We start from the raw sequence: 19,289 nt of genomic DNA, 5'->3' as shown, positions 1-19,289 counted from the left end.
ACCCTTCGACCAACAGCCCGTTCGAAGAGGAACACTAGATGAGCGCACCCACGGCGAACCGTCCTGCGTCAGGTGTCTTTTCACCGACGCGCGCCAACATCCCGCAACGGACCCTACGCACCGACCGGTGGTGGATGTCGCCGCTGCGGATCGACCTGGGTTTCGCCGCATTCGTCATCTACGCGACGGCGCGTGCGTTCCAGCAGAATTACTTCTTCGTTCCGAAGTACCACTACCTGACGCCGTTCTACTCGCCGTGCCTCAGCAAGGCCTGCGGGGAGGCCGGCGACATCTGGCCGCAATTCCTGCCGGACGTCTGGTGGTTGCCGTATGCGGCGCTCTCGCTGCCGTTCCTGCTGCTGTTCCGGCTCACCTGCTATTACTACCGCGGCGCCTACTACCGCACGGTGTGGCAGTCGCCCACCGCCTGCGCGGTGGCAGAGCCCCGCGCGCACTACACCGGCGAGACCCGCTTCCCGCTGATCATTCAGAACAGCCACCGGTACTTCTTCTACATCGCCTGCATCATCTCGGTGATCAACAGCTACGACGCGATCGTCGCGTTCCACTCCGACAGCGGGCCGGGCGGATTCGGTTTCGGGCTGGGCAACCTGATCCTGGTCGGCAACGTCGTCATGCTGTGGATCTACACGCTGTCCTGCCACTCCTGCCGGCACGTCACCGGTGGGCGGCTCAAGCACTTCTCCAAGCATCCTGTGCGCTACTGGATTTGGACGCAGGTCAGCCGCATCAACACCCGGCACAAGCTGTACGCCTGGATCACGCTGGGCACGCTGATGATCACCGATTTCTACATCGCGCTGGTGGCCAGCGGCACCATTCCTGACCTGAGATTTGTTGGCTGACAAGCCATTTGAAATAGAATCGGAACTTAGCGAGGGTTTCATGGTTGAGGTCGAACGGCACTCCTACGACGTAGTCGTCATCGGTGCCGGCGGCGCGGGGCTCCGCGCGGTCATCGAGGCGCGGGAACGCGGCCTCAAGGTCGCGGTGGTGTGCAAGTCCCTCTTCGGCAAGGCCCACACGGTCATGGCCGAGGGCGGCTGCGCCGCGTCGATGGGGAACACCAACCCGAAAGACAACTGGAAGACCCACTTCGGCGACACCATGCGCGGCGGGAAGTTCCTCAACAACTGGCGGATGGCCGAGCTGCACGCCAAGGAGGCCCCCGACCGGGTCTGGGAGCTGGAGACCTATGGCGCGCTGTTCGACCGCCTCAAGGACGGCAAGATCAGCCAGCGCAACTTCGGCGGGCACACCTACCCCCGGCTGGCGCACGTCGGTGACCGCACCGGCCTGGAGCTGATCCGCACCATGCAGCAGAAGATCGTCTCGCTGCAGCAGGAGGACTTCGCCGAGCTCGGCGACTACGAGGCGCGGATCAGGGTCTTCGCCGAATGCACGATCACCGAACTGCTCAAGGACGGTGACGCGATCGCCGGGGCCTTCGGTTACTGGCGCGAAAGCGGCAACTTCGTCCTGTTCGAGGCCCCCGCGGTGGTGCTGGCGACCGGCGGCATCGGCAAGTCGTTCAAGGTGACGTCGAACTCCTGGGAGTACACCGGCGACGGGCACGCGCTGGCCCTGCGGGCGGGCGCGTCGCTGATCAACATGGAGTTCGTCCAGTTCCACCCGACGGGCATGGTGTGGCCGCCCAGCGTGAAGGGGATCCTCGTCACCGAGGGCGTCCGCGGCGACGGCGGCGTGCTGAAGAACTCCGATGACAAGCGGTTCATGTTCGACTACATCCCGCCGGTGTTCAAAGGCCAGTACGCCGAGACCGCGCAAGAGGCCGACCAGTGGCTCAAGGACAACGACTCGGCCCGCCGCACCCCGGACCTGCTGCCGCGCGACGAGGTCGCGCGCGCGATCAACTCCGAGGTCAAGGCCGGCCGGGGCACCCCGCACGGCGGGGTGTACCTCGACATCGCGTCCCGGCTGACGCCCGAGGAGATCAAGCGGCGCCTGCCGTCGATGTACCACCAGTTCAAGGAGCTGGCGGGCGTCGACATCACCAAGGAGCCAATGGAAGTCGGGCCGACCTGCCACTACGTGATGGGCGGCGTCGAGGTCGACGCCGACACCGGCGCGGCCACGGTGCCCGGGCTGTTCGCGGCGGGTGAGTGCTCCGGCGGCATGCACGGCTCGAACCGGTTGGGCGGCAACTCGCTGTCCGACCTGCTGGTGTTCGGCCGGCGGGCCGGCCTGGGCGCCGCCGACTACGTGCGCGCGCTGAGCAGCCGCCCGGCCGTCGCCCAGGACGCCGTCGACGCGGCGGCCCGGCGGGCGCTGGCCCCCTTCGAGGGACCCGCCGACGGCGCCGGCGAGAACCCCTACACCCTGCAGCTGGAGCTGCAACAGTCGATGAACGATCTGGTGGGCATCATCCGCAAGTCGGAGGAGATCTCCGAGGCCCTCGGCCGGCTCGACAAGCTGCGCGAGCGGTTCAAGAACATCCATGTGGAGGGCGGCCGCCAGTACAACCCCGGCTGGAACCTGGCCATCGACCTGCGCAACATGCTGCTGGTCAGCGAGTGCGTGGCCAAGGCCGCGCTGGAACGCACCGAAAGCCGCGGTGGCCACACCCGCGACGACCACCCGTCGATGGATTCGTCGTGGCGCAAGGTGCTGCTGGTGTGCCGCGCGGCGGGCGGTGACGACGTCATCCCCGACGTCACCATCACGCGCGAGGACCAGACGCCGATGCGGTCCGATCTGCTGGAGCTCTTCGAGATCTCCGAGCTGGAGAAGTACTACACCGACGAAGAGCTGGCCGACCACCCAGGACGGAGAGGCTAATGAGCTACAACGCCACCATGCGGGTGTGGCGCGGCGACGACGCCAGCGGCGCGCTGCAGGACTTCACGGTCGAGGTCAACGAGGGCGAGGTGGTGCTCGACATCATCCATCGCCTGCAGCAGACCCAGACCCCCGACCTCGCGGTCCGATGGAACTGCAAGGCCGGTAAATGCGGATCGTGCTCGGCGGAGATCAACGGCTACCCCCGGTTGCTGTGCATGACCCGGATGTCGACGTTCGCCGAGGACGAGGTGGTGACCGTCACGCCGCTGCGGACGTTCCCGGTGATCCGCGACCTGGTCACCGACGTCTCGTTCAACTACGAAAAGGCCCGGGAGATCCCGTCTTTCGCGCCGCCGAAGGATCTGCAGCCCGGGGAATACCGGATGGCCCAGGCGGACGTGCAGCGCTCGCAGGAGTTCCGCAAGTGCATCGAGTGCTTCCTGTGCCAGAACGTCTGCCACGTGGTCCGCGACCACGAGGAGAACAAGAAGGCGTTCGCCGGCCCGCGCTTCTTGATGCGCATCGCCGAGCTGGAGATGCACCCGCTGGACACGCTGGACCGGCGCAACCAGGCGCAGGAATCCCACGGCCTCGGCTACTGCAACATCACCAAGTGCTGCACCGAGGTGTGCCCGGAAAACATCAAGATCACCGACAACGCGCTGATCCCGATGAAAGAGCGGGTCGCGGATCGGAAATACGACCCCGTCGTGTGGCTGGGTAACAAGCTGTTCCGCCGTTAAGGCCCCGTCCGCATCGGGTACCCGCACCCCATGCGAGGAACCACCAGCGTCAACGAGATCCGCACCGCGATCCGCGAGCTGTCGGTCCGCGCCGAACTCGCGCGCAAAGAGGGCCGGCAGGATGACGCGGCCGAGATCGAGCGGCGCATCGACAGCTATCGGGAAGAACTCGGCCACCGCCCCTAGGGCGCGTCCGCGTCGAGCCGGCTAGACGCCGAGCCGGCGCAATTCGCTGCGGTGAAAGACGATCGGCGCCACTTCGGCGTCCACCGTGACCTGGCTGACCCGCAGCACCACGATGGTGTGATCCCCGGCCGGGATGAGTTGCTCGATCGCGCTCTCCAGCCATAGCGCCGTGCCCTTGATGAAGACGGCGCCCGTTTCACTGGAGACCGTTTCCAGGCCGGCGAACCTGTCACCGGTCTTGGCGGCCAGCGTCCGCACGGCCACGTCATGGGCCTCGCCCAGCACGCTGATGCCCAGGGTCGGCACGCCTTTGAGCTTCGGCCACGTGGTCGAGGTGTTCTGCACGCAGAACGACACCAGCGGCGGTTCCAGCGAGACCGGGACGAAGGTGCTGGCCGCCAAGCCTTCCCGCACGCCGTCGACCTGGGCAGCGATGGCCACCACCCCGGTCGGGAAGTGGCCGAAGGCTTCACGCAGCGACGACGGCGTGAGATTGCTGTTCGAATTCACCGGACTTCATCGCTCCTTTGAGCCGAGAACGGAATTCTCGCTGTCGACCCTACCTGCCGAGTATCCGTGCGCGGCCGCCACATCCGGATGCGCCCGCAGCCTGCTCTTCCAGGCATTGCGGCCGTACACCGAGAAGATCGGGTCGGCCGGGTCGTGCCGTGCGGCGGCCAGCGCCGCGAATTCCTGCGACAGCGACAGCACCGGCAGCTGCGCGTCCAGCCGCGGGTTGAAGAAGTACGGCACCGAAATCCGCTCCGCCGCTGGACCGTCCAGGTTCACCCGGTGTTCGGTGGCCCTCAGGTAGCCGCCGGTCGCCACCTCGAGCAGCTCGCCGATGTTGACGATGAAGGCCCCGGGCACGGGCGGCACGTCGATCCAGCCGTCGGAGCCGCCCCTCCGCCGCCGCACCTGCAGCCCGCGGCTGCCCGGCTCGGCCAACAAGAGCGTCAGCGCGCCGGCGTCGCGGTGGGCGCCCACCCCCTGCGAGCTGGCCGCGCGGGCGGGGTAGCGGATGACCTTGATCAGCGTGGCGGGCGCGTCGGCGAAGGCGGCGTCGAAGACGTCGGGAGCGCTGCCCAGCGACGCCGCCCAATGCCCGAGCAGGGTTCGCGCCACCGCGGACAGCGCGGCGTCCCACTCGGCGATGATCCCGGGCAACTCGGGCAGGGCCGGCGGCCACTGATTCGGGCCCTGCAGCCACAGGTAGTCCGGCTTGCCGGGCCCGCCGATCGCGGGCCGTTCGGGCCCGAGGTCGATCTGCTCGCGCCAGTCCACCCGGCCCTGGGTCAGCTCGCCGCCCAGCCGCGTGTAGCCGCGGAAGTGCGGGCTGCGCACCATCGCGATGGCGTCCTTGTCGGCGTCGGGCAGCGCGAACAGCCGCCGGGCCGCGGCGAGCACCCTGCCGGCCAGCGCCTCGGGTACGCCGTGGCCGATCAGGTAGCAGAATCCGACCTCGTGAGCGGCCTCCCGGAGGCTCTCCCGCAGCGGCGCCGGGGCGGCCCGCAGGTCCACCACGGGCAACGCAGTGACGCGACTCACGTCCGTCCCCGGCGAGCGTCCCCGCAGGTCAATGGGCTAGTACCGGGCTGCCCAACCGGTTGGTTAGTTAGCTGCTGCAATGTAGCTCACACTCGCTTGCGCTGACGCAAATAACGGATATATTTTAGGGCAGTTACTGGTGGGTAACTTAGACCTAGTACCCAACCACAAGTGGCATTCTCAACGAGGAGGAACGTAGTGAGCCACTACAAGAGCAACGTCCGTGACCAGGTGTTCAACCTGTTCGAAGTTTTCGGCGTTGACAAGGCTTTAGGCCAGGGCGAGTACAGCGACCTGGATGTCGACACAGCCCAGGAGATGCTGACCGAGATCAGCCGGCTGGCCGAGGGGCCGGTCGCGGAGTCGTTCGTCGAGGGTGACCGCAACCCGCCGGTCTTCGACCCCGAGACCCACTCGGTGACGCTGCCGGAGAACTTCAAGAAGTCGGTGCGCGCGGTCCAGGAGGCCGGCTGGGACAAGGCCGGCATCGACGAGGCGCTGGGCGGCATGCCGATGCCCAAGGCGCTGGTATGGGCGCTGCACGAACACATCTTGGGCGCCAACCCCGCCGTGTGGATGTATGGCGGCGGTGCCGGCTTCGCCAACGTCATCTACCACCTCGGCACCGAGGAGCAGAAGAAGTGGGCGGTGCTCTGCGCCGAGCGCGGCTGGGGCGCGACCATGGTGCTCACCGAGCCGGACGCCGGTTCGGACGTGGGCGCGGGCCGCACCAAGGCCGTCCAGCAGGAGGACGGCTCCTGGCACATCGACGGCGTGAAGCGGTTCATCACGTCCGCCGACTCCGACGACCTGTTCGAGAACATCGTTCACCTGGTGCTGGCCCGCCCCGAGGGCGCCGGGCCAGGCACCAAGGGGCTGTCGCTGTTCATCGTGCCCAAGTTCCTGTTCGACTTCGAGACCGGCGAGCCGGGCGAGCGCAACGGCGTCTTCGTGACGAACGTCGAGCACAAGATGGGCCTCAAGGTCTCCGCCACCTGCGAACTGTCCTTCGGCCAGCACGGCGTGCCTGCCAAGGGCTGGCTGGTCGGCGAGGTGCACAACGGCATCGCGCAGATGTTCGACGTCATCGAGATGGCGCGCATGATGGTCGGCACCAAGGCCATCGCCACCCTGTCGACCGGCTACCTGAATGCGCTGGAATACGCCAAGGAGCGCGTGCAGGGCGCCGACATGACCCAGATGACCGACAAGACCGCCCCGCGGGTGACCATCACGCATCACCCCGACGTGCGCCGGTCGCTGATGACCCAGAAGGCCTACGCCGAGGGTCTGCGCGCGCTGTACCTGTACACCGCGACCTACCAGGACGCGGCGGTGGCCGAGGCGCTGCACGGGGTGGACGCCGAGCTGGCGGTCAAGGTCAACGACCTGATGCTGCCGGTGGTCAAGGGTGTGGGCTCCGAGCAGGCCTACGCCAAGCTGACCGAGAGCCTCCAGACGCTCGGCGGGTCCGGCTTCCTGCAGGACTACCCGATCGAGCAGTACATCCGTGACTCGAAGATCGACTCGCTCTACGAGGGCACCACGGCCATCCAGGCGCAGGACTTCTTCTTCCGCAAGATCGTCCGCGACAAGGGTGTGGCGCTGGCCCACGTGTCGGACCAGATCCAGAAGTTCGTCGACAGCGAGTCCGGCAACGGGCGGCTGAAGACGGAGCGTGAGCAGCTGGGTAAGGCGCTGGCCGACGTCCAGGCCATGGCGGCGACCCTGACCGGCTACCTGATGGCTGCGCAGGAGGATGTCACCAGCCTGTACAAGGTGGGCCTGGGTTCCGTGCGCTTCCTGATGAGCGTCGGCGACCTGGTCATCGGCTGGTTGCTGCAGCGTCAGGCGGCGGTGGCCGTTGCGGCGCTGGACGCCGGCGCCAGCGGTGCCGAGCGGTCCTTCTACGAGGGCAAGGTCGCGGTGGCGTCGTTCTTCGCGAAGAACTTCCTCCCGCTGCTGGCCGCGACCCGCGAGGTCATCGAGACGCTGGACAACGACATCATGGAGCTCGACGAGGCCGCGTTCTGACGGTCCTCAACGAAAACCCCGCTTCCACCTGGAAGCGGGGTTTTTGTATTGGGCGGGCATGCGAAAAGGACCGCCGCTGGATCCCCTCACTCCAGCGGCGGCCCGTTTCACACGCCCATCCGCGCTGACGGGCGGCAACCTAAAGGGATGCCCCGTATTGCCGTCGGGGTCGGGGGGTCAGACCACAACACGGGGCTATCCGGACGAGGGGGTACCCCGCCCCGGGCATTAGTAACCCGGTGTGACCGAAATCATCGGCGGCCGGTCAGGCCTCGAGGATCGCGGCCACGCCCTGGCCGCCGGCGGCGCAGATCGAAATCAGCGCCCGGACGGTCCCGCCGCCCTTCTGCCCGGCCTTCTTCTCGGCCAGCTGCTTGGCGGCCTGCGCGAGGATCCGCCCGCCGGTGGCGGCGAAGGGGTGGCCGGCCGCCAGCGACGACCCATTCACGTTGAGCTTGGACCGGTCGATCGAGCCGAGCGCGGCGTCGAGGCCCAGCCGCTCCTTGCAGTACTCCTCGGATTCCCACGCCTGCAGGTGCGCCAGCACCACCGACGCGAACGCCTCGTGGATCTCGTAGAAGTCGAAGTCCTGCAGGCTCAGCCCGTTGCGGGCCAGCAGCCGGGGCACCGCGTAGGTGGGGGCCATCAGCAGCCCGTCGCGGCCGTTGACGTAGTCGACCGCGGCGGTCTCCGCGTCCACCAGGAAGGCCAGCGGCTCCAGCGAGTGGGCGGCCGCCCAGTCCTCGCTGGCCAGCAACGCCACCGAGGCGCCGTCGGTCAGCGGGGTCGAGTTGCCGGCCGTCATCGTCGCGTCGCCGTTCTTCACGCCGAAGACCGGGCGCAGCGTCGCCAGCTTCTCGGTGCCCGCGTTGGGCCGCAGGTTGTCATCCCGGTACAGCCCCAAGAACGGCGTGACCAGGTCGTCGAAGAAGCCGCGGTCGTAGGCGGCGGACATGTTGCGGTGGCTGGCCACGGCCAGCTCGTCCTGGTCGACGCGCTTGATGCCCATCTGCTTGGTGGTGATGGCGGCGTGCTCGCCCATCGACAGCCCGGTGCGCGGCTCGCTGTTGGCGGGGATCTCGAGCCCGAGGGTGGCCGGCAGCGTGCCGACCAGCCGGAGCCGCTCCAGGTTGGACTTGGACCGGCGCAGCTTGAGCAGCTGGCGACGCAGGTTGTCGCCCAGGCCGATCGGCGGGTCGGAGGTGGTGTCCACCCCGCCGGCGGCGGCGACCTCGTAGCGGCCGGACGCCACCCCGTCGGCCGCGGCGATCGCGGCCTGCAGGCCGGTCCCGCACGCCTGCTGGATGTCGAACGCCGGCGTGTACGACGACAGCGCGGAGCCGAGCACGCATTCGCGGGTCAGGTTGAAGTCGCGGCTGTGCTTGAGCACCGCGCCGCCGACGACCGCGCCCAGCCGCTCGCCGGCCAGACCGAACCTGTCCACCAGCCCGTCCAGGGCCGCGGTGAACATGTCCTGGTTGGACGCCTCCGCGTAGGCGCCGTCGGACCGCGCGAATGGAATGCGATTGCCGCCCAATACCGCGACGGGTCGCCTGCTCTTGCTCTCAGGGGCCACTTTTCTCTCCGTGCATCTCCGGGTACACCAGTCTTGAACCGGCCGTCACAGGCCATACTACCCACTGTTCTTACTCTGAAGTAAGTTCGTCCCCGATACGGTTGGCCGATAACGGGCACCCCACCACCCGAACGAACCCGAACGAAATGGAAGGCAGCTCAGTGGCTCCCAAGCGCTCGTCCGATCTGTTCTCGCAGGTCGTCAACTCCGGGCCCGGATCGTTTCTGGCAAAGCAACTTGGCGTCCCGCAGCCCGAGAACCTGCGCCGCTACCGGCCGGGCGACCCGCCGCTGGCCGGATCCCTGCTGATCGGCGGCGACGGCAGGGTGGTCGAGCCGCTGCGCGCGGCGCTGGCCAAGGACTACGACGTGGTGGGCGCCAACCTCGGCGGCCGCTGGGCCGACCAGTTCGCCGGCCTGGTGTTCGACGCCACCGGGATCACCACCCCGGCGGGGCTGAAGGCCCTGCACGAGTTCTTCACCCCGGTGCTGCGCAATCTGGGCCACAGCGCCCGCGTGGTCGTGGTCGGCACCACGCCCGACGCCGCGGCCAGCACCGACGAGCGGATCGCGCAGCGCGCGCTGGAGGGCTTCACCCGCTCGCTGGGCAAGGAGCTGCGCAACGGCGCCACCGTGCAGCTGGTGTACCTCTCGCCGGCCGCCAAACCGGCGGCCACCGGCCTGGAATCGACGATGCGGTTCATCCTGTCGGGCAAGTCGGCGTACGTCGACGGCCAGGTCTTCTACGTCGGGGAGGCCGATTCCACGCCGCCGGCCGACTGGGACCGGCCGCTGGACGGCAAGGTCGCGATCGTCACCGGCGCCGCCCGCGGCATCGGGGCCTGCATCGCCGAGGTGTTCGCCCGCGACGGGGCCCGCGTGGTCGCGATCGACGTGGAGTCGGCCGCCGAGACGCTGGCCGAAACCGCCAGCCGGGTCGGGGGCACCGCGCTGTGGCTGGACGTCACCGCCGACGACGCCGTCGACAAGATCGCCGAGCACCTGCGCGACCACTACGCCGGGCACGCCGACGTCCTGGTCAACAACGCCGGCATCACCCGCGACAAGCTGCTGGTCAACATGGACGACGCCCGCTGGGATTCGGTTCTGGCCGTCAATCTCCTTGCCCCGCAACGGCTTACCGAAGGCCTGATCGGCAACGGCAGCATCGGGGAAGGGGGCCGGGTGATCGGCCTGTCGTCGATGGCCGGCATCGCGGGCAACCGCGGGCAGACCAACTACGCCACCACCAAGGCCGGCATGATCGGCCTCACCCAGGCGCTGGCGCCGGAGCTGTATGAGAAGGGCATCACGATCAACGCCGTCGCGCCGGGATTCATCGAAACCCAGATGACGGCCGCCATCCCGCTGGCCACGCGCGAGGTGGGCCGCCGGATGAACTCGCTGCTGCAGGGCGGGCAGCCCGTCGACGTCGCCGAGGCGATCGCCTACTTCGCCAGCCCGGCCTCGAACGCGGTGACCGGCAACGTCATTCGCGTCTGCGGCCAGGCGATGCTGGGGGCATGATGAGCCAGCCAAGCGGCCTGAGAAACATGCTGCGCGCGGCGGCCGGGGCCCTGCCGTTGGTGCCCCGCTCGGACCAGCTGCCGACCCGCACGGTCACCGTCGACGAGTTGCCCATCGACCACACGAACGTGGCCGAGTACGCGGGGGTGACGGGTCTGCGCTACGGCAATCACGTGCCGCTGACCTACCCGTTCGCGTTGACCTTTCCCACGATGATGTCGCTGGTGACCGGCTTCGACTTTCCTTTCGCGGCAATGGGATCCGTGCACACCGAGAACCACATCACGCAGTACCGGCCGATCGCGGTGACCGATACGGTCGGCGTGCGCGTGCACGCCGAGAACCTGCGCGAGCACCGCAAGGGCCTGCTGGTGGACCTGGTGACGGACGTCAGCGTCGGCAACGAGGACGCGTGGCACCAGGTGACCACCTTCCTTCATCAGCAGCGCACCAGCCTGTCCGACGAGCCCAAGCCGCCGCCGCAGAAGCAGCCGAAGCTGCCGCCGCCCAGCACCGTGCTGCGGGTCAGCCCCGGGCAGATCCGCCGCTACGCGGTGGTCGGCGGCGACCACAACCCGATCCACACCAACCCGATCGCCGCCAAGCTGTTCGGATTCCCGACGGTCATCGCGCACGGGATGTTCAGCGCCGCAGCGGTATTGGCTAACATCGAGGCCCGGCTCCCCGACCAGGTGCAGTATTCGGTGCGGTTCGGTAAGCCGCTGGTGCTGCCCGGCACCGCGGGGTTGTACATCGACCAGGGTGACGACGGGGGCTGGGACCTCTCGCTGCGCAACGTCGCCAAGGGATACCCCTATCTGACCGGAACCGTCCGGGCCCTCTAGCCCTTGCGCGCCGGCGCGGCGGGCCGGCGACCGAGCGCCAACACCTTCAATCCGTATGCGGCGCAGGCGGTCAGCAGGAACAGCAGGAACAGCCAGAGCGGCGGGTGGGCGAGCTCCCAGACGAAGATCGCGGCCCAGATCGGTGAGCCCTGCGTGACCGCGAGCACCCCGGCGGCCCCGGCCAGCGACACCGCCGGCGTGTGCAGGTGCGTCCCGGCGGCCCAGTTGATCGCCAGCACCAGCGCCGACCCCGCGGCCGCCCCGGTGGCCAACGACGGCGTGAGCATCCCGCCCGCCCCGCCGGCCCGCAGGAACAGCGCCGTCAGCAGCGGCTTCAGCACCAGGATGATGAGGGCCGCCGACAGCGTCATGCGGCTGGCCAGGCTGACGGTCAGGATGCTGCGGCCGTTGCCGGGCAGCTCCGGCCACCAATGCGAGCACACGCCCATCACCAGGCCCGCCCCGGCCAGCGCCGGGATCAGCACCCACGTCCGCATCACCCGCGCCGGGCGGGCCGCTGCCATGAGGCGGTTGAACGCCAGGCCCACCACGAGGGTCAGCGGCGCCAGCATCAGCCCGTGGGCGGTCAGCACGTACGACGATTCGGCGCTGGGCCAGTTCAGGGTCGGCTGGTCGTGCGTCGCGGCCGAACAGATCGCGACGGCCAGGCTCGAGGTCAGACACGCCGCGCCCAGCGCACGCGGATGCCAGGTGTTGAGCATGATCCGCACCGCGAACAGCGCGCCGGCCAGCGGAACGGCGTACACCGCGCCGAGCCCGGCCCCGGCCGCGCACGCCAACAACACCTGCCGGTCGTGCGCGGACAGCCGCTTCAACCACGCGGTGCCGAAATCGCCCAGGGCGGCGGCGAATTGGCGCGGTGCGCCCTCCCGGCCCAGCGACGCCCCGGACCCGACCAGCAGCACCTGCAACACGGCGTCGACGCTCCACGCCACCCGCGGGATCCGCTCCCGGTTGGCGACGGTCCGCGCGAGCGGCGGCACCTCGGCGCGGCGGCGCAGGATCCACCAGCCGAACCCCGCCAGCGCGGCACCGGCCATGGGCCCCACCACGCGGCGGACCGGGCTGGTGCCCGCGACCCCGGCCAGCAACGTGCCGAAGCTGTAGTGGTACGTGGCGTGCTCGACGAAGCGCAGCACCGCCGTCGTCGCCAGCCCGGCGAGCCCGGCCAGCAGTCCGACGATCACCACCGCGCAGAAGAAATCGAGGTTGCGGCGGGACGCCGAGGAGGCCACCCCACGAATGTAGGGGTCCGGTTCGATGGTGGCGACCCGCAGCGCCCGGCTGGGACGTTGCTGCCGCGTCCGCGGCAGCGCCGCTAGCCGGCCGCGGCGGCTTCCCGGTCCTCCGGCGTGCCCCGCAGGCCGTGCCAGAACAGGTCGATCATCAGCTCGGCCGCCTCGTCGACGCCGATGTCCCCGGTGGACAGCCGGTTGGCCATCGCCTCGCCCGCGCCCACCAGCGCCACCGCCATCATCTGGTACTCGGCGTCCGACCGAGGGGTGCGGCTGCCGGCCCGCATCAGCTCGGCGACCAGGTCGATGATCTGCTCGCGCCCCTCGCGCACGGTGTGCGCAAACGCCTGCGAGCTGATGGCCTGGGTGTACATCACGATCCAGGACGCGCGGTTCGAGTCGATGTAGCGCATGAACGACCCGATCGCGTTGCCCAGCAAGTCCTTCGGGCTCTGGGCGAAGTTGATGTCGGCGCGCACCGCATCGACGAACCGCCCCAGCTCGCGATCCAGGCAGGCGCCGAACAGGTCCTCCTTGGAGCCGTAGTACAGATACAGCATCGGCTTGGAGATCTCCGCCGCGGCGGCGATGGCGTCCATCGAGGTCTCGTGGTAGCCGTTGACGGAGAACATCTGCACGGCGGCGTCGAGCATCTGCTGTTCGCGGACAGCACGGGGTAACCGCTTGGTACCACCCGCCATCACGCTGCCCTTTCACGCTCTGCAGGCCCTGCCTGTCTGGCTACAGGGTAACGAGGATGCGTCGCGTTAGTGGCCACATGTTCGATTGGCGCCCTTCATGGTTGCCACCCGCACCAGCGAGTCGTTGACCGCCGGCATCGCCAGCTCGCCCGAATCGACGGCCTTCTGCAGGCGGTCGAGGACCGCGGGCACCTCGTCGGTGGTGACCCACAGCGCGACGTCGGTGCCGGCCTGCAGGGTGCGCAGCACCGCCTCCGGCACGCCGTAGCGATCGGAGATCGCAGCCATGCTGGACACGTCGTCGCTGAACACCGGCCCGTTGAAGGGCGGCGCCTGGTAGCCGGTGCCGGTGCGCAGCAGCTGGACGGCGGCGCGGCTCAGGCTGGCCGGGTCGTTGCCGGTCAGCCCGGGAACCTGCAGGTGACCGACCATGACCGCGACCGGTGTCGCCGTCACCAGCGTGCGGTAGGGCACCAGGTCGACGTTTTGCAGGTCGCTCAGCGGTGGGGTGACCACGCCGCCGGTGTGCGAGTCGCCGGAGCCGTGCCCGTGGCCGGGGAAATGCTTGAGCACCGGCAGCAGGCCCGCGTCGCGCAGGCCCTGCGCGTAGGCCCCGGCGTAGGCGGTGACGGTTGCCGGGTCGGCGCTGAACGAGCGGTCCCCGATCACGGCGTCGTCGGGCTCGTCGCTGACGTCGGCGTCGGGGGCGAAGTCGATGGTGATGCCCAGGTCGCGCATCTTCTTGCCGCGGTCGGCCGCCAGGTCGTGGACCTGCTGCGGCGTTTGCGTCCGGGCGAGCACCCGGGCCGACGGGGCCGTCCCGATCAGCGACTTCAGCCGCGACACCCGTCCGCCCTCCTCGTCGACGCCGACCGCCAGCGGCAGCGGTCCCGCGTTGTGCGCGATGTCGGCCAGCGGGCCCTTGAAGATCGACAGGTCCGTCCAGCCGCCGATGAAGATGCCGCCGACGTGGTAGCCGTTGACCACGGCCCGGGCGTCGTCGGCGTCCTTCACGCCCACCATCAGCAGCTGCGCCAGCTTGTCGCGGGTCGACAACGCGGCCGGGACGGCCGTCGGGTCCGCGCACACCGGCGGCGCGGGCGGCGCCGCCGTCGGCTTGCCGGTCGCGGCGCCCGGGGGCCGCGCGCCGTGGTGGCCGCAGCCGGCAACCAGCGCTGCTGCGACGACGAGCACGGCCAGGATCCGGGGGAATGCCATCGGGCCATGTTGTCACGCTTGGCGTTTCGTCCCGGGCCCCAGGGGGCATCAGCGGTAGGTTGGCCAGAGCCCATGTGACTGGCAGGGAGGAGCCAGCGATGGCGGGGTTTTCGTTGGCGGCCGTGGCAAGCATCGCGGCGGGGCTGATGATCGGTGCCGCGGCGACCGTCGGCGTCACGCTGGCCGAGGACCACACCGGGGTGCCCGCGCGAACCGCCCCGGCCACGCGGAGCCCGACCGGGCCCTACCTGGTGGACTACGGCTCGCGCTGCTGGCACGGCCATTGCGTGCCGTGGCCGTGATTTGCCGGACCGGCCGCCGGCGGCCGTTCTGCTAGGTTGGGCCCTAGATCGGAAGCCACCCCAAAGGAGCCACGTTGAACCGGATCATTGCGCCCGCCGCCGCGAGCGTGGTGGTTGGTCTGTTGCTGGGCGCGGCCGCGATCTTCGGGATCACCTTGATGGTCCAGCAGGACACGAAGCCGCCACTTCCCGGGGGCGATCCGCAGTCGTCAGTGCTCAACCGGGTCGAGTACGGCAACCGTAGCTAGCCGGTCGGCAGGGGCAAGGCGGGCCGCGCCCGCGCCGGATGCCCCGGCCGCGCCGTTGTCCCGCCGGTGGTTGTTGTTGGTCGGCGCCGTCTCGCTGGCGCTGACGTTCGCGCAGTCGCCCGGCCAGATCTCCCCCGACACCAAGCTCGACCTCACCGCCAACCCGCTGCGTTTTCTGGCCCGCGCGACGAACCTGTGGAACAGCGAACTGCCCTTCGGCCAGTCGCAGAACCAGGCCTACGGCTACCTGTTTCCCCACGGCACCTTCTTTCTGGTCGGCCATCTGCTGGGGATACCGGGATGGATGACCCAGCGGCTGTGGTGGGCGCTGCTGCTCACCGTCGGGTTCTGGGGGCTGCTGCGGGTGGCCGAGACGCTCGGGATCGGCAGCCCGACGTCGCGGGTGCTCGGCGCGGCGGCGTTCGCGCTGGCGCCGCGGGTGCTGACCACGCTCGGATCGATCTCGTCGGAGACCCTGCCGATGATGCTGGCGCCGTGGGTGTTGTTGCCGACGATCCTGGCCCTGCGGGCTTCGACCGATAAATCGGTGCGGGCCCTGGCCGCGCAGGCCGGGGTGGCCGTCGCGCTGATGGGCGCGGTCAACGCGATTGCCACGCTGACCGGGTGCCTGCCCGCGGTGATCTGGTGGGCCTGCCACCGGCCGAACAAGCGGTGGTGGCGCTACACCGCGTGGTGGGCGCTGGCCCTGTGCCTGGCCATGCTGTGGTGGGTCGTCGCGCTGGTGTGTCTGCGCCACGTCAGCCCGCCGTTCTTGGACTTCATCGAATCCTCCGGCGTGACGACGCAATGGTCGTCGCTGACGGAGATCCTGCGCGGCACCGACAGCTGGACCCCGTACGTGGCGCCCACCGCCACCGCCGGCGCGCCGCTGGTCACCGGGTCGGCCGCCGTGCTGGGCACCTGCCTGGTCGCGGCCGCGGGGCTGGCCGGGCTGGCCAGCCCCGGGATGCCGGCGCGGGGCCGGCTGGTGACGATGCTGCTGGTCGGGGTGGTGTTGATGGCCGTCGGCTACAGCGGCGGGCTGGGCTCGCCGCTGGCCGCCGAGATCCAGACGTTCCTGGATGCCGCCGGCGCGCCGCTGCGCAACGTGCACAAGCTGGGGTCGGTGGTCCGGATTCCGCTGGTGCTGGGCATCGCGCAGCTGCTGAGCCGGGTCGCGCTGCCCGGCAGCGCGCCGAGGCCGGTGTGGCTGGCAGCGTTCGCCCACCCCGAGCGCGACAAGCGCGTCGCGGTGACGCTGGTAGTCCTCACGGCGCTGGCGGTCAGCACCTCGCTGGCGTGGACCGGCCGGCTCACCCCGCCGGGCGCGTTCCGCGCGATACCACCGTACTGGCACGAGGCCGCCGACTGGCTCACCGAGCACAACACGGGCTCCCCCGCCCCCGGGCGCGTGCTGGTGGTGCCCGGCGCGCCGTTCGCCACCCAGGTCTGGGGCACCAGCCACGACGAGCCGCTGCAGGTGCTCGGCAGCAGCCCGTGGGGGGTGCGCGACTCCATCCCGCTGACGCCGCCGCAGACCATCCGGGCGCTGGATTCGGTGCAGCGCCTGTTCGCCGCCGGGCAGCCCTCGGCCGGGCTGGCCGATACCCTTGCCAGGCAAGGCATTTCGTATGTGGTGCTGCGCAACGACCTGGATCCCGAGACGTCGCGTTCGGCGCGGCCGATCCTGGTGCACCGCGCCGTCGAGGGCTCGCCGCGACTGCAGAAGGTGGCGCAGTTCGGCGATCCGGTGGGGCCGGGCACGCTGGCGGGCTTCGTCGCCGACGGCGGCCTGCGTCCGCGCTACCCCGCGGTGGAGATCTACCGCGTCGAGGTTGCCGACGACCCGGGAGCGCCGTACTTCGTCGACACCGACCGGATGGCCCGGGTCGCCGGGGGGCCGGAGGTGCTGCTGCGCCTCGACGAGCGGCGACGGCTACTGGGCCAACCGCCGCTGGGTCCGGTGCTGATGACGGCCGACGCGCGCGGCGCCGGGCTGGCGGCGCCGCTGGTCACCGTGACCGACACCCCGGTGGACCGCGAGACCGACTACGGCCGCGTCGACCACCATTCGTCGGCGATCCGGGCGCCCGGCGACGCCCGGCACACCTTCAACCGCGTCCCCGACTACCCCGTCCCGGGCGCCGAGTTGGTATCCGGCGCCTGGAACGGGGGCCGGATCACCGTGTCGAGCTCGTCGTCGGACTCCACCGCGATGCCCGACGTCGCACCGGCGACCTCCCCGGCCGCCGCGATCGACGGCGACTCGGCAACCGCGTGGGTGTCCAACGCGCTGCAGTCCGCCGTCGGGCAGTGGCTGCAGGTGGACTTTGACCACCCGATCAGCAACGGCGCCATCACCATCACCCCCAGCGCGACCGCCGTCGGCGCCCAGGTCCGCCGCATCCTGATCGAGACCGCCAACGGCAGCACCACCCTGCGGTTCGACGAGCCCGGCAAGCCGCTCGCGGCCGCGCTGCCCTACGGCGAGACGCCGTGGGTGCGCGTCACCGCCACCGGCACCGACGACGGCTCCCCCGGCGTGCAGTTCGGCATCACCGACCTCTCGGTCACCCAGTACGACGCCTCCGGCTTCGCGCATCCGGTCAATCTGCGGCACACCGTGGCCGTGCCGGGGCCGCCGCCGGGCTCGGCGATCGCCGGCTGGGACCTGGGCTCGGAGCTGCCGGGCCGGCCCGGCTGCGCCCAAGCGCCCGACGGCGTGCGCTGCGCGGCCTCGATGGCGCTGGCGCCGGAGGAACCGGTCAACTTCAGCCGCACCCTGACCGTGCCGGCCCCGGTGTCGGTGACGCCCGCGGTGTGGGTGCGGCCGCGGCAGGGGCCCAAGCTGGCCGACCTGGTGGCCGAGCCGAATACCGCTCGCGCACAAGGTGATTCCGACGTGGTGGACATCCTCGGCTCGGCCTACGCGGCCACCGACGGCGACCCGGCCACCGCGTGGACCGCGCCGCAGCGGGTGGTGCAGCACAAGTCGCCGCCGACGCTGACCGTCACGCTGCCGCGGCCCACCGAGGTCGCCGGGCTGCGCGTGGCGCCCAGCCGGTCGGCGGTGCCGGCCCACCCGACGCTGCTGGCCGTCAACCTGGGTGACGGCCCGCAGGTCCGCGAGCTCAAGGCGGGTGAGCCGCAGACCCTGTCGTTCGCCCCCCGGGTCACCGACACCGTCAGCATCAGCCTGCTCGGCTGGGAAGACATCATCGACCGCAACGCCCTGGGCTTCGATCAGCTCAAGCCGCCGGGGCTGGCCGAGGTGGCGGTCCTCGGCGCCGACGGCAGGCCGATCGCGCCCGCCGACGCCTCCCGCAACCGGTCGCGGGAGGTCACCGTCGGCTGCGACCGCGGCCCGGTGATCGCCGTCGCGGGCCGGTTCGTGCACACCTCGATCCACACCACGGTGGGTGCGCTGCTGGACGGCGCACCGGTGGCCGCGCTGCCCTGCGAGCCCGACCCGATCGCGCTGCCGGCGGGCCGGCAGGAGCTGCTGATCAGCCCGGGCGCCCAGTTCGTCGTGGACGGGGCCCGGCTGTCGACCCCGGCGGCCGGCGACCTGGCCACCGCCCCGCCGGCCGGCGCCCCGACCGGGGCGTGGGGCCCGGCCCGGCGCGAGGTGCGGGCCCCGGCGTCGCCCACCTCCCGGGTGCTGGTGATCCCCGAAAGCATCAACCCCGGCTGGGTGGCGCGCACCAGCACCGGCGCCCGGCTGACGCCCGTCGCCGTCAACGGCTGGCAGCAGGGCTGGGTGGTGCCCGCGGGCGACCCGGGCACCATCACGCTGACGTTCGCGTCGAACTCGCCGTACCGGGCCGGCCTGGCGATCGGGCTGGCGTTGCTGCCGCTGTTGGCCGCGCTCGCGTGGTGGCGCACCCGGCGGGGCCGCGCCGACGAGGAGCCCGCGCGGCCCTGGCCGTCGGGACGCTGGGCGGCGGTCGCCGGCCTGGGGGCCGGCGCGCTCGTCGCGGGCGCGGTCGGGGCCATCGCGGTCGGCGCCGCCCTGGGCCTGCGATACGCGCTGCGCCGCCGGCAGCGCTGGCGCGACGACGTCACCGTCGCGCTCAGCGCCGGCGGGCTCATTGCGGCCGGGGCGGCGCTGTCCCGGCATCCCTGGCGCTCGGTCGACGGTTACGCCGGCCACTCGGCGAGCGTGCAACTGCTGGCGCTGATTTCGCTTGCCGTGCTTGCCGCTTCGGTCGTGACGGTGCCGGGCGGCGGGGCCCGGCCGCGCGACGAATGACGTCCGAGGTGTTGGCTAGCGGTTTTTCTGC

The 19,289-nt window shown here is 70.5% G+C and carries 16 protein-coding genes; 10 read left to right on the top strand and 6 right to left on the bottom strand.

The genetic code is table 11. From position 1 onward, the window contains the following. Positions 1 to 38 precede the first annotated feature (38 nt). Genes AWB89_RS07845 through AWB89_RS27485 form a run of 4 tightly spaced genes read left to right on the top strand, consistent with a single transcriptional unit; the run spans position 39 to position 3,752 of the window. Positions 39 to 866, top strand: coding sequence for a hypothetical protein (locus tag AWB89_RS07845; protein ID WP_085172677.1), 828 nt, complete (start codon positions 39 to 41; stop codon positions 864 to 866). 40 nt (positions 867 to 906) lie between these two features. Further along, positions 907 to 2,820, top strand: a complete 1,914-nt coding sequence (locus AWB89_RS07840; protein WP_085102367.1) for a fumarate reductase/succinate dehydrogenase flavoprotein subunit — start codon at positions 907 to 909, stop codon at positions 2,818 to 2,820. Next, positions 2,820 to 3,566 (top strand): succinate dehydrogenase/fumarate reductase iron-sulfur subunit, encoded by a 747-nt coding sequence (locus tag AWB89_RS07835; protein WP_085102369.1) that lies wholly within the window; start codon positions 2,820 to 2,822, stop codon positions 3,564 to 3,566. Before AWB89_RS07840 ends, AWB89_RS07835 begins: the two co-directional genes overlap by 1 nt. Positions 3,567 to 3,596: 30 nt before the next feature. Beyond that, positions 3,597 to 3,752 carry a hypothetical protein gene (locus AWB89_RS27485; RefSeq protein WP_169716583.1) on the top strand — a complete coding sequence of 52 codons (156 nt, stop codon included), beginning with the start codon at positions 3,597 to 3,599 and terminating at the stop codon, positions 3,750 to 3,752. Between the two features lie 21 nt (positions 3,753 to 3,773). Here AWB89_RS27485 and AWB89_RS07830 read toward each other — a convergent pair whose 3' ends face one another. Together AWB89_RS07830 and AWB89_RS07825 are read right to left on the bottom strand one after the other, a co-directional pair. After that, a complete protein-coding gene (locus AWB89_RS07830) occupies positions 3,774 to 4,262 on the bottom strand; it encodes a flavin reductase family protein (RefSeq protein ID WP_085102371.1) in 489 nt (162 codons plus the stop codon). Positions 4,263 to 4,268: 6 nt separating this feature from the next. After that, positions 4,269 to 5,300 (bottom strand): isopenicillin N synthase family dioxygenase, encoded by a 1,032-nt coding sequence (locus AWB89_RS07825; RefSeq protein WP_142282481.1) that lies wholly within the window; start codon positions 5,298 to 5,300, stop codon positions 4,269 to 4,271. 198 nt (positions 5,301 to 5,498) lie between these two features. Between AWB89_RS07825 and AWB89_RS07820 the strand changes: the two genes are divergently transcribed. Then, positions 5,499 to 7,334, top strand: coding sequence for an acyl-CoA dehydrogenase (locus AWB89_RS07820; protein WP_085102373.1), 1,836 nt, complete (start codon positions 5,499 to 5,501; stop codon positions 7,332 to 7,334). 265 nt (positions 7,335 to 7,599) lie between these two features. Here the strand turns inward: AWB89_RS07820 and AWB89_RS07815 are convergent, their stop codons facing one another. Further along, positions 7,600 to 8,910: an acetyl-CoA C-acetyltransferase gene (locus AWB89_RS07815; protein WP_085102375.1), complete on the bottom strand. Its 1,311-nt coding sequence runs from the start codon at positions 8,908 to 8,910 to the stop codon at positions 7,600 to 7,602. Between the two features lie 161 nt (positions 8,911 to 9,071). On the opposite strand from AWB89_RS07815, the gene AWB89_RS07810 reads away from it, so the two are divergent. Beyond that, positions 9,072 to 10,436 (top strand): 3-oxoacyl-ACP reductase, encoded by a 1,365-nt coding sequence (locus AWB89_RS07810; protein WP_085172675.1) that lies wholly within the window; start codon positions 9,072 to 9,074, stop codon positions 10,434 to 10,436. Then, positions 10,436 to 11,281, top strand: a complete 846-nt coding sequence (locus AWB89_RS07805) for a MaoC/PaaZ C-terminal domain-containing protein (RefSeq protein WP_085102377.1) — start codon at positions 10,436 to 10,438, stop codon at positions 11,279 to 11,281. The genes AWB89_RS07810 and AWB89_RS07805 overlap by 1 nt, the downstream gene beginning before the upstream one ends. Here AWB89_RS07805 and AWB89_RS07800 read toward each other — a convergent pair. The 3 genes from AWB89_RS07800 to AWB89_RS07790 all read right to left on the bottom strand — a co-directional run bounded on the left by AWB89_RS07800 (position 11,278) and on the right by AWB89_RS07790 (position 14,456). After that, positions 11,278 to 12,537, bottom strand: coding sequence for a chloride channel protein (locus tag AWB89_RS07800; protein WP_085172673.1), 1,260 nt, complete (start codon positions 12,535 to 12,537; stop codon positions 11,278 to 11,280). The two genes, AWB89_RS07805 and AWB89_RS07800, sit on opposite strands and share 4 nt — an antisense overlap. An 83-nt stretch (positions 12,538 to 12,620) precedes the next feature. Then, positions 12,621 to 13,238, bottom strand: coding sequence for a TetR/AcrR family transcriptional regulator (locus tag AWB89_RS07795; RefSeq protein WP_085102380.1), 618 nt, complete (start codon positions 13,236 to 13,238; stop codon positions 12,621 to 12,623). A gap of 66 nt (positions 13,239 to 13,304) precedes the next feature. Continuing rightward, on the bottom strand, positions 13,305 to 14,456 hold the full coding sequence (locus tag AWB89_RS07790) for a glycoside hydrolase family 3 N-terminal domain-containing protein (protein WP_085102381.1): 1,152 nt from the start codon (positions 14,454 to 14,456) through the stop codon (positions 13,305 to 13,307). A gap of 98 nt (positions 14,457 to 14,554) precedes the next feature. Between AWB89_RS07790 and AWB89_RS07785 the strand changes: the two genes are divergently transcribed. The 3 genes from AWB89_RS07785 to AWB89_RS07775 all read left to right on the top strand — a co-directional run bounded on the left by AWB89_RS07785 (position 14,555) and on the right by AWB89_RS07775 (position 19,258). Beyond that, entirely contained in the window at positions 14,555 to 14,758 is a 204-nt protein-coding gene (locus tag AWB89_RS07785) for a DUF2613 family protein (protein WP_085102382.1), read from the top strand. A 74-nt stretch (positions 14,759 to 14,832) separates the two neighbouring features. After that, a complete protein-coding gene (locus tag AWB89_RS07780; protein WP_065443914.1) occupies positions 14,833 to 15,006 on the top strand; it encodes a DUF2613 domain-containing protein in 174 nt (57 codons plus the stop codon). 55 nt (positions 15,007 to 15,061) lie between these two features. Further along, complete coding sequence (locus AWB89_RS07775) at positions 15,062 to 19,258, top strand: alpha-(1->3)-arabinofuranosyltransferase (RefSeq protein WP_085172671.1); 4,197 nt, start codon at positions 15,062 to 15,064, stop codon at positions 19,256 to 19,258. Positions 19,259 to 19,289 lie beyond the last annotated feature (31 nt).

Source organism: Mycobacterium paraense (assembly GCF_002101815.1).
Classification (GTDB): domain Bacteria; phylum Actinomycetota; class Actinomycetes; order Mycobacteriales; family Mycobacteriaceae; genus Mycobacterium; species Mycobacterium paraense.
Note: the sequence above shows the minus strand (reverse complement) of the source record. Positions and strands in the feature narration are given on the sequence as shown.

What these genes read in the sequence shown, in the direction of transcription:
- AWB89_RS27485 (WP_169716583.1), top strand. Translation starts at nt 3,597, where the DNA reads ATGCGAGGAACCACCAGCGTCAACGAGATCCGCACCGCGATCCGCGAG.
- AWB89_RS07805 (WP_085102377.1), top strand. Translation starts at nt 10,436, where the DNA reads ATGAGCCAGCCAAGCGGCCTGAGAAACATGCTGCGCGCGGCGGCCGGG.
- AWB89_RS07840 (WP_085102367.1), top strand. Translation starts at nt 907, where the DNA reads ATGGTTGAGGTCGAACGGCACTCCTACGACGTAGTCGTCATCGGTGCC.
- AWB89_RS07835 (WP_085102369.1), top strand. Translation starts at nt 2,820, where the DNA reads ATGAGCTACAACGCCACCATGCGGGTGTGGCGCGGCGACGACGCCAGC.
- AWB89_RS07785 (WP_085102382.1), top strand. Translation starts at nt 14,555, where the DNA reads ATGGCGGGGTTTTCGTTGGCGGCCGTGGCAAGCATCGCGGCGGGGCTG.
- AWB89_RS07795 (WP_085102380.1), bottom strand. Translation starts at nt 13,238, where the DNA reads ATGGCGGGTGGTACCAAGCGGTTACCCCGTGCTGTCCGCGAACAGCAG.
- AWB89_RS07845 (WP_085172677.1), top strand. Translation starts at nt 39, where the DNA reads ATGAGCGCACCCACGGCGAACCGTCCTGCGTCAGGTGTCTTTTCACCG.
- AWB89_RS07790 (WP_085102381.1), bottom strand. Translation starts at nt 14,456, where the DNA reads ATGGCATTCCCCCGGATCCTGGCCGTGCTCGTCGTCGCAGCAGCGCTG.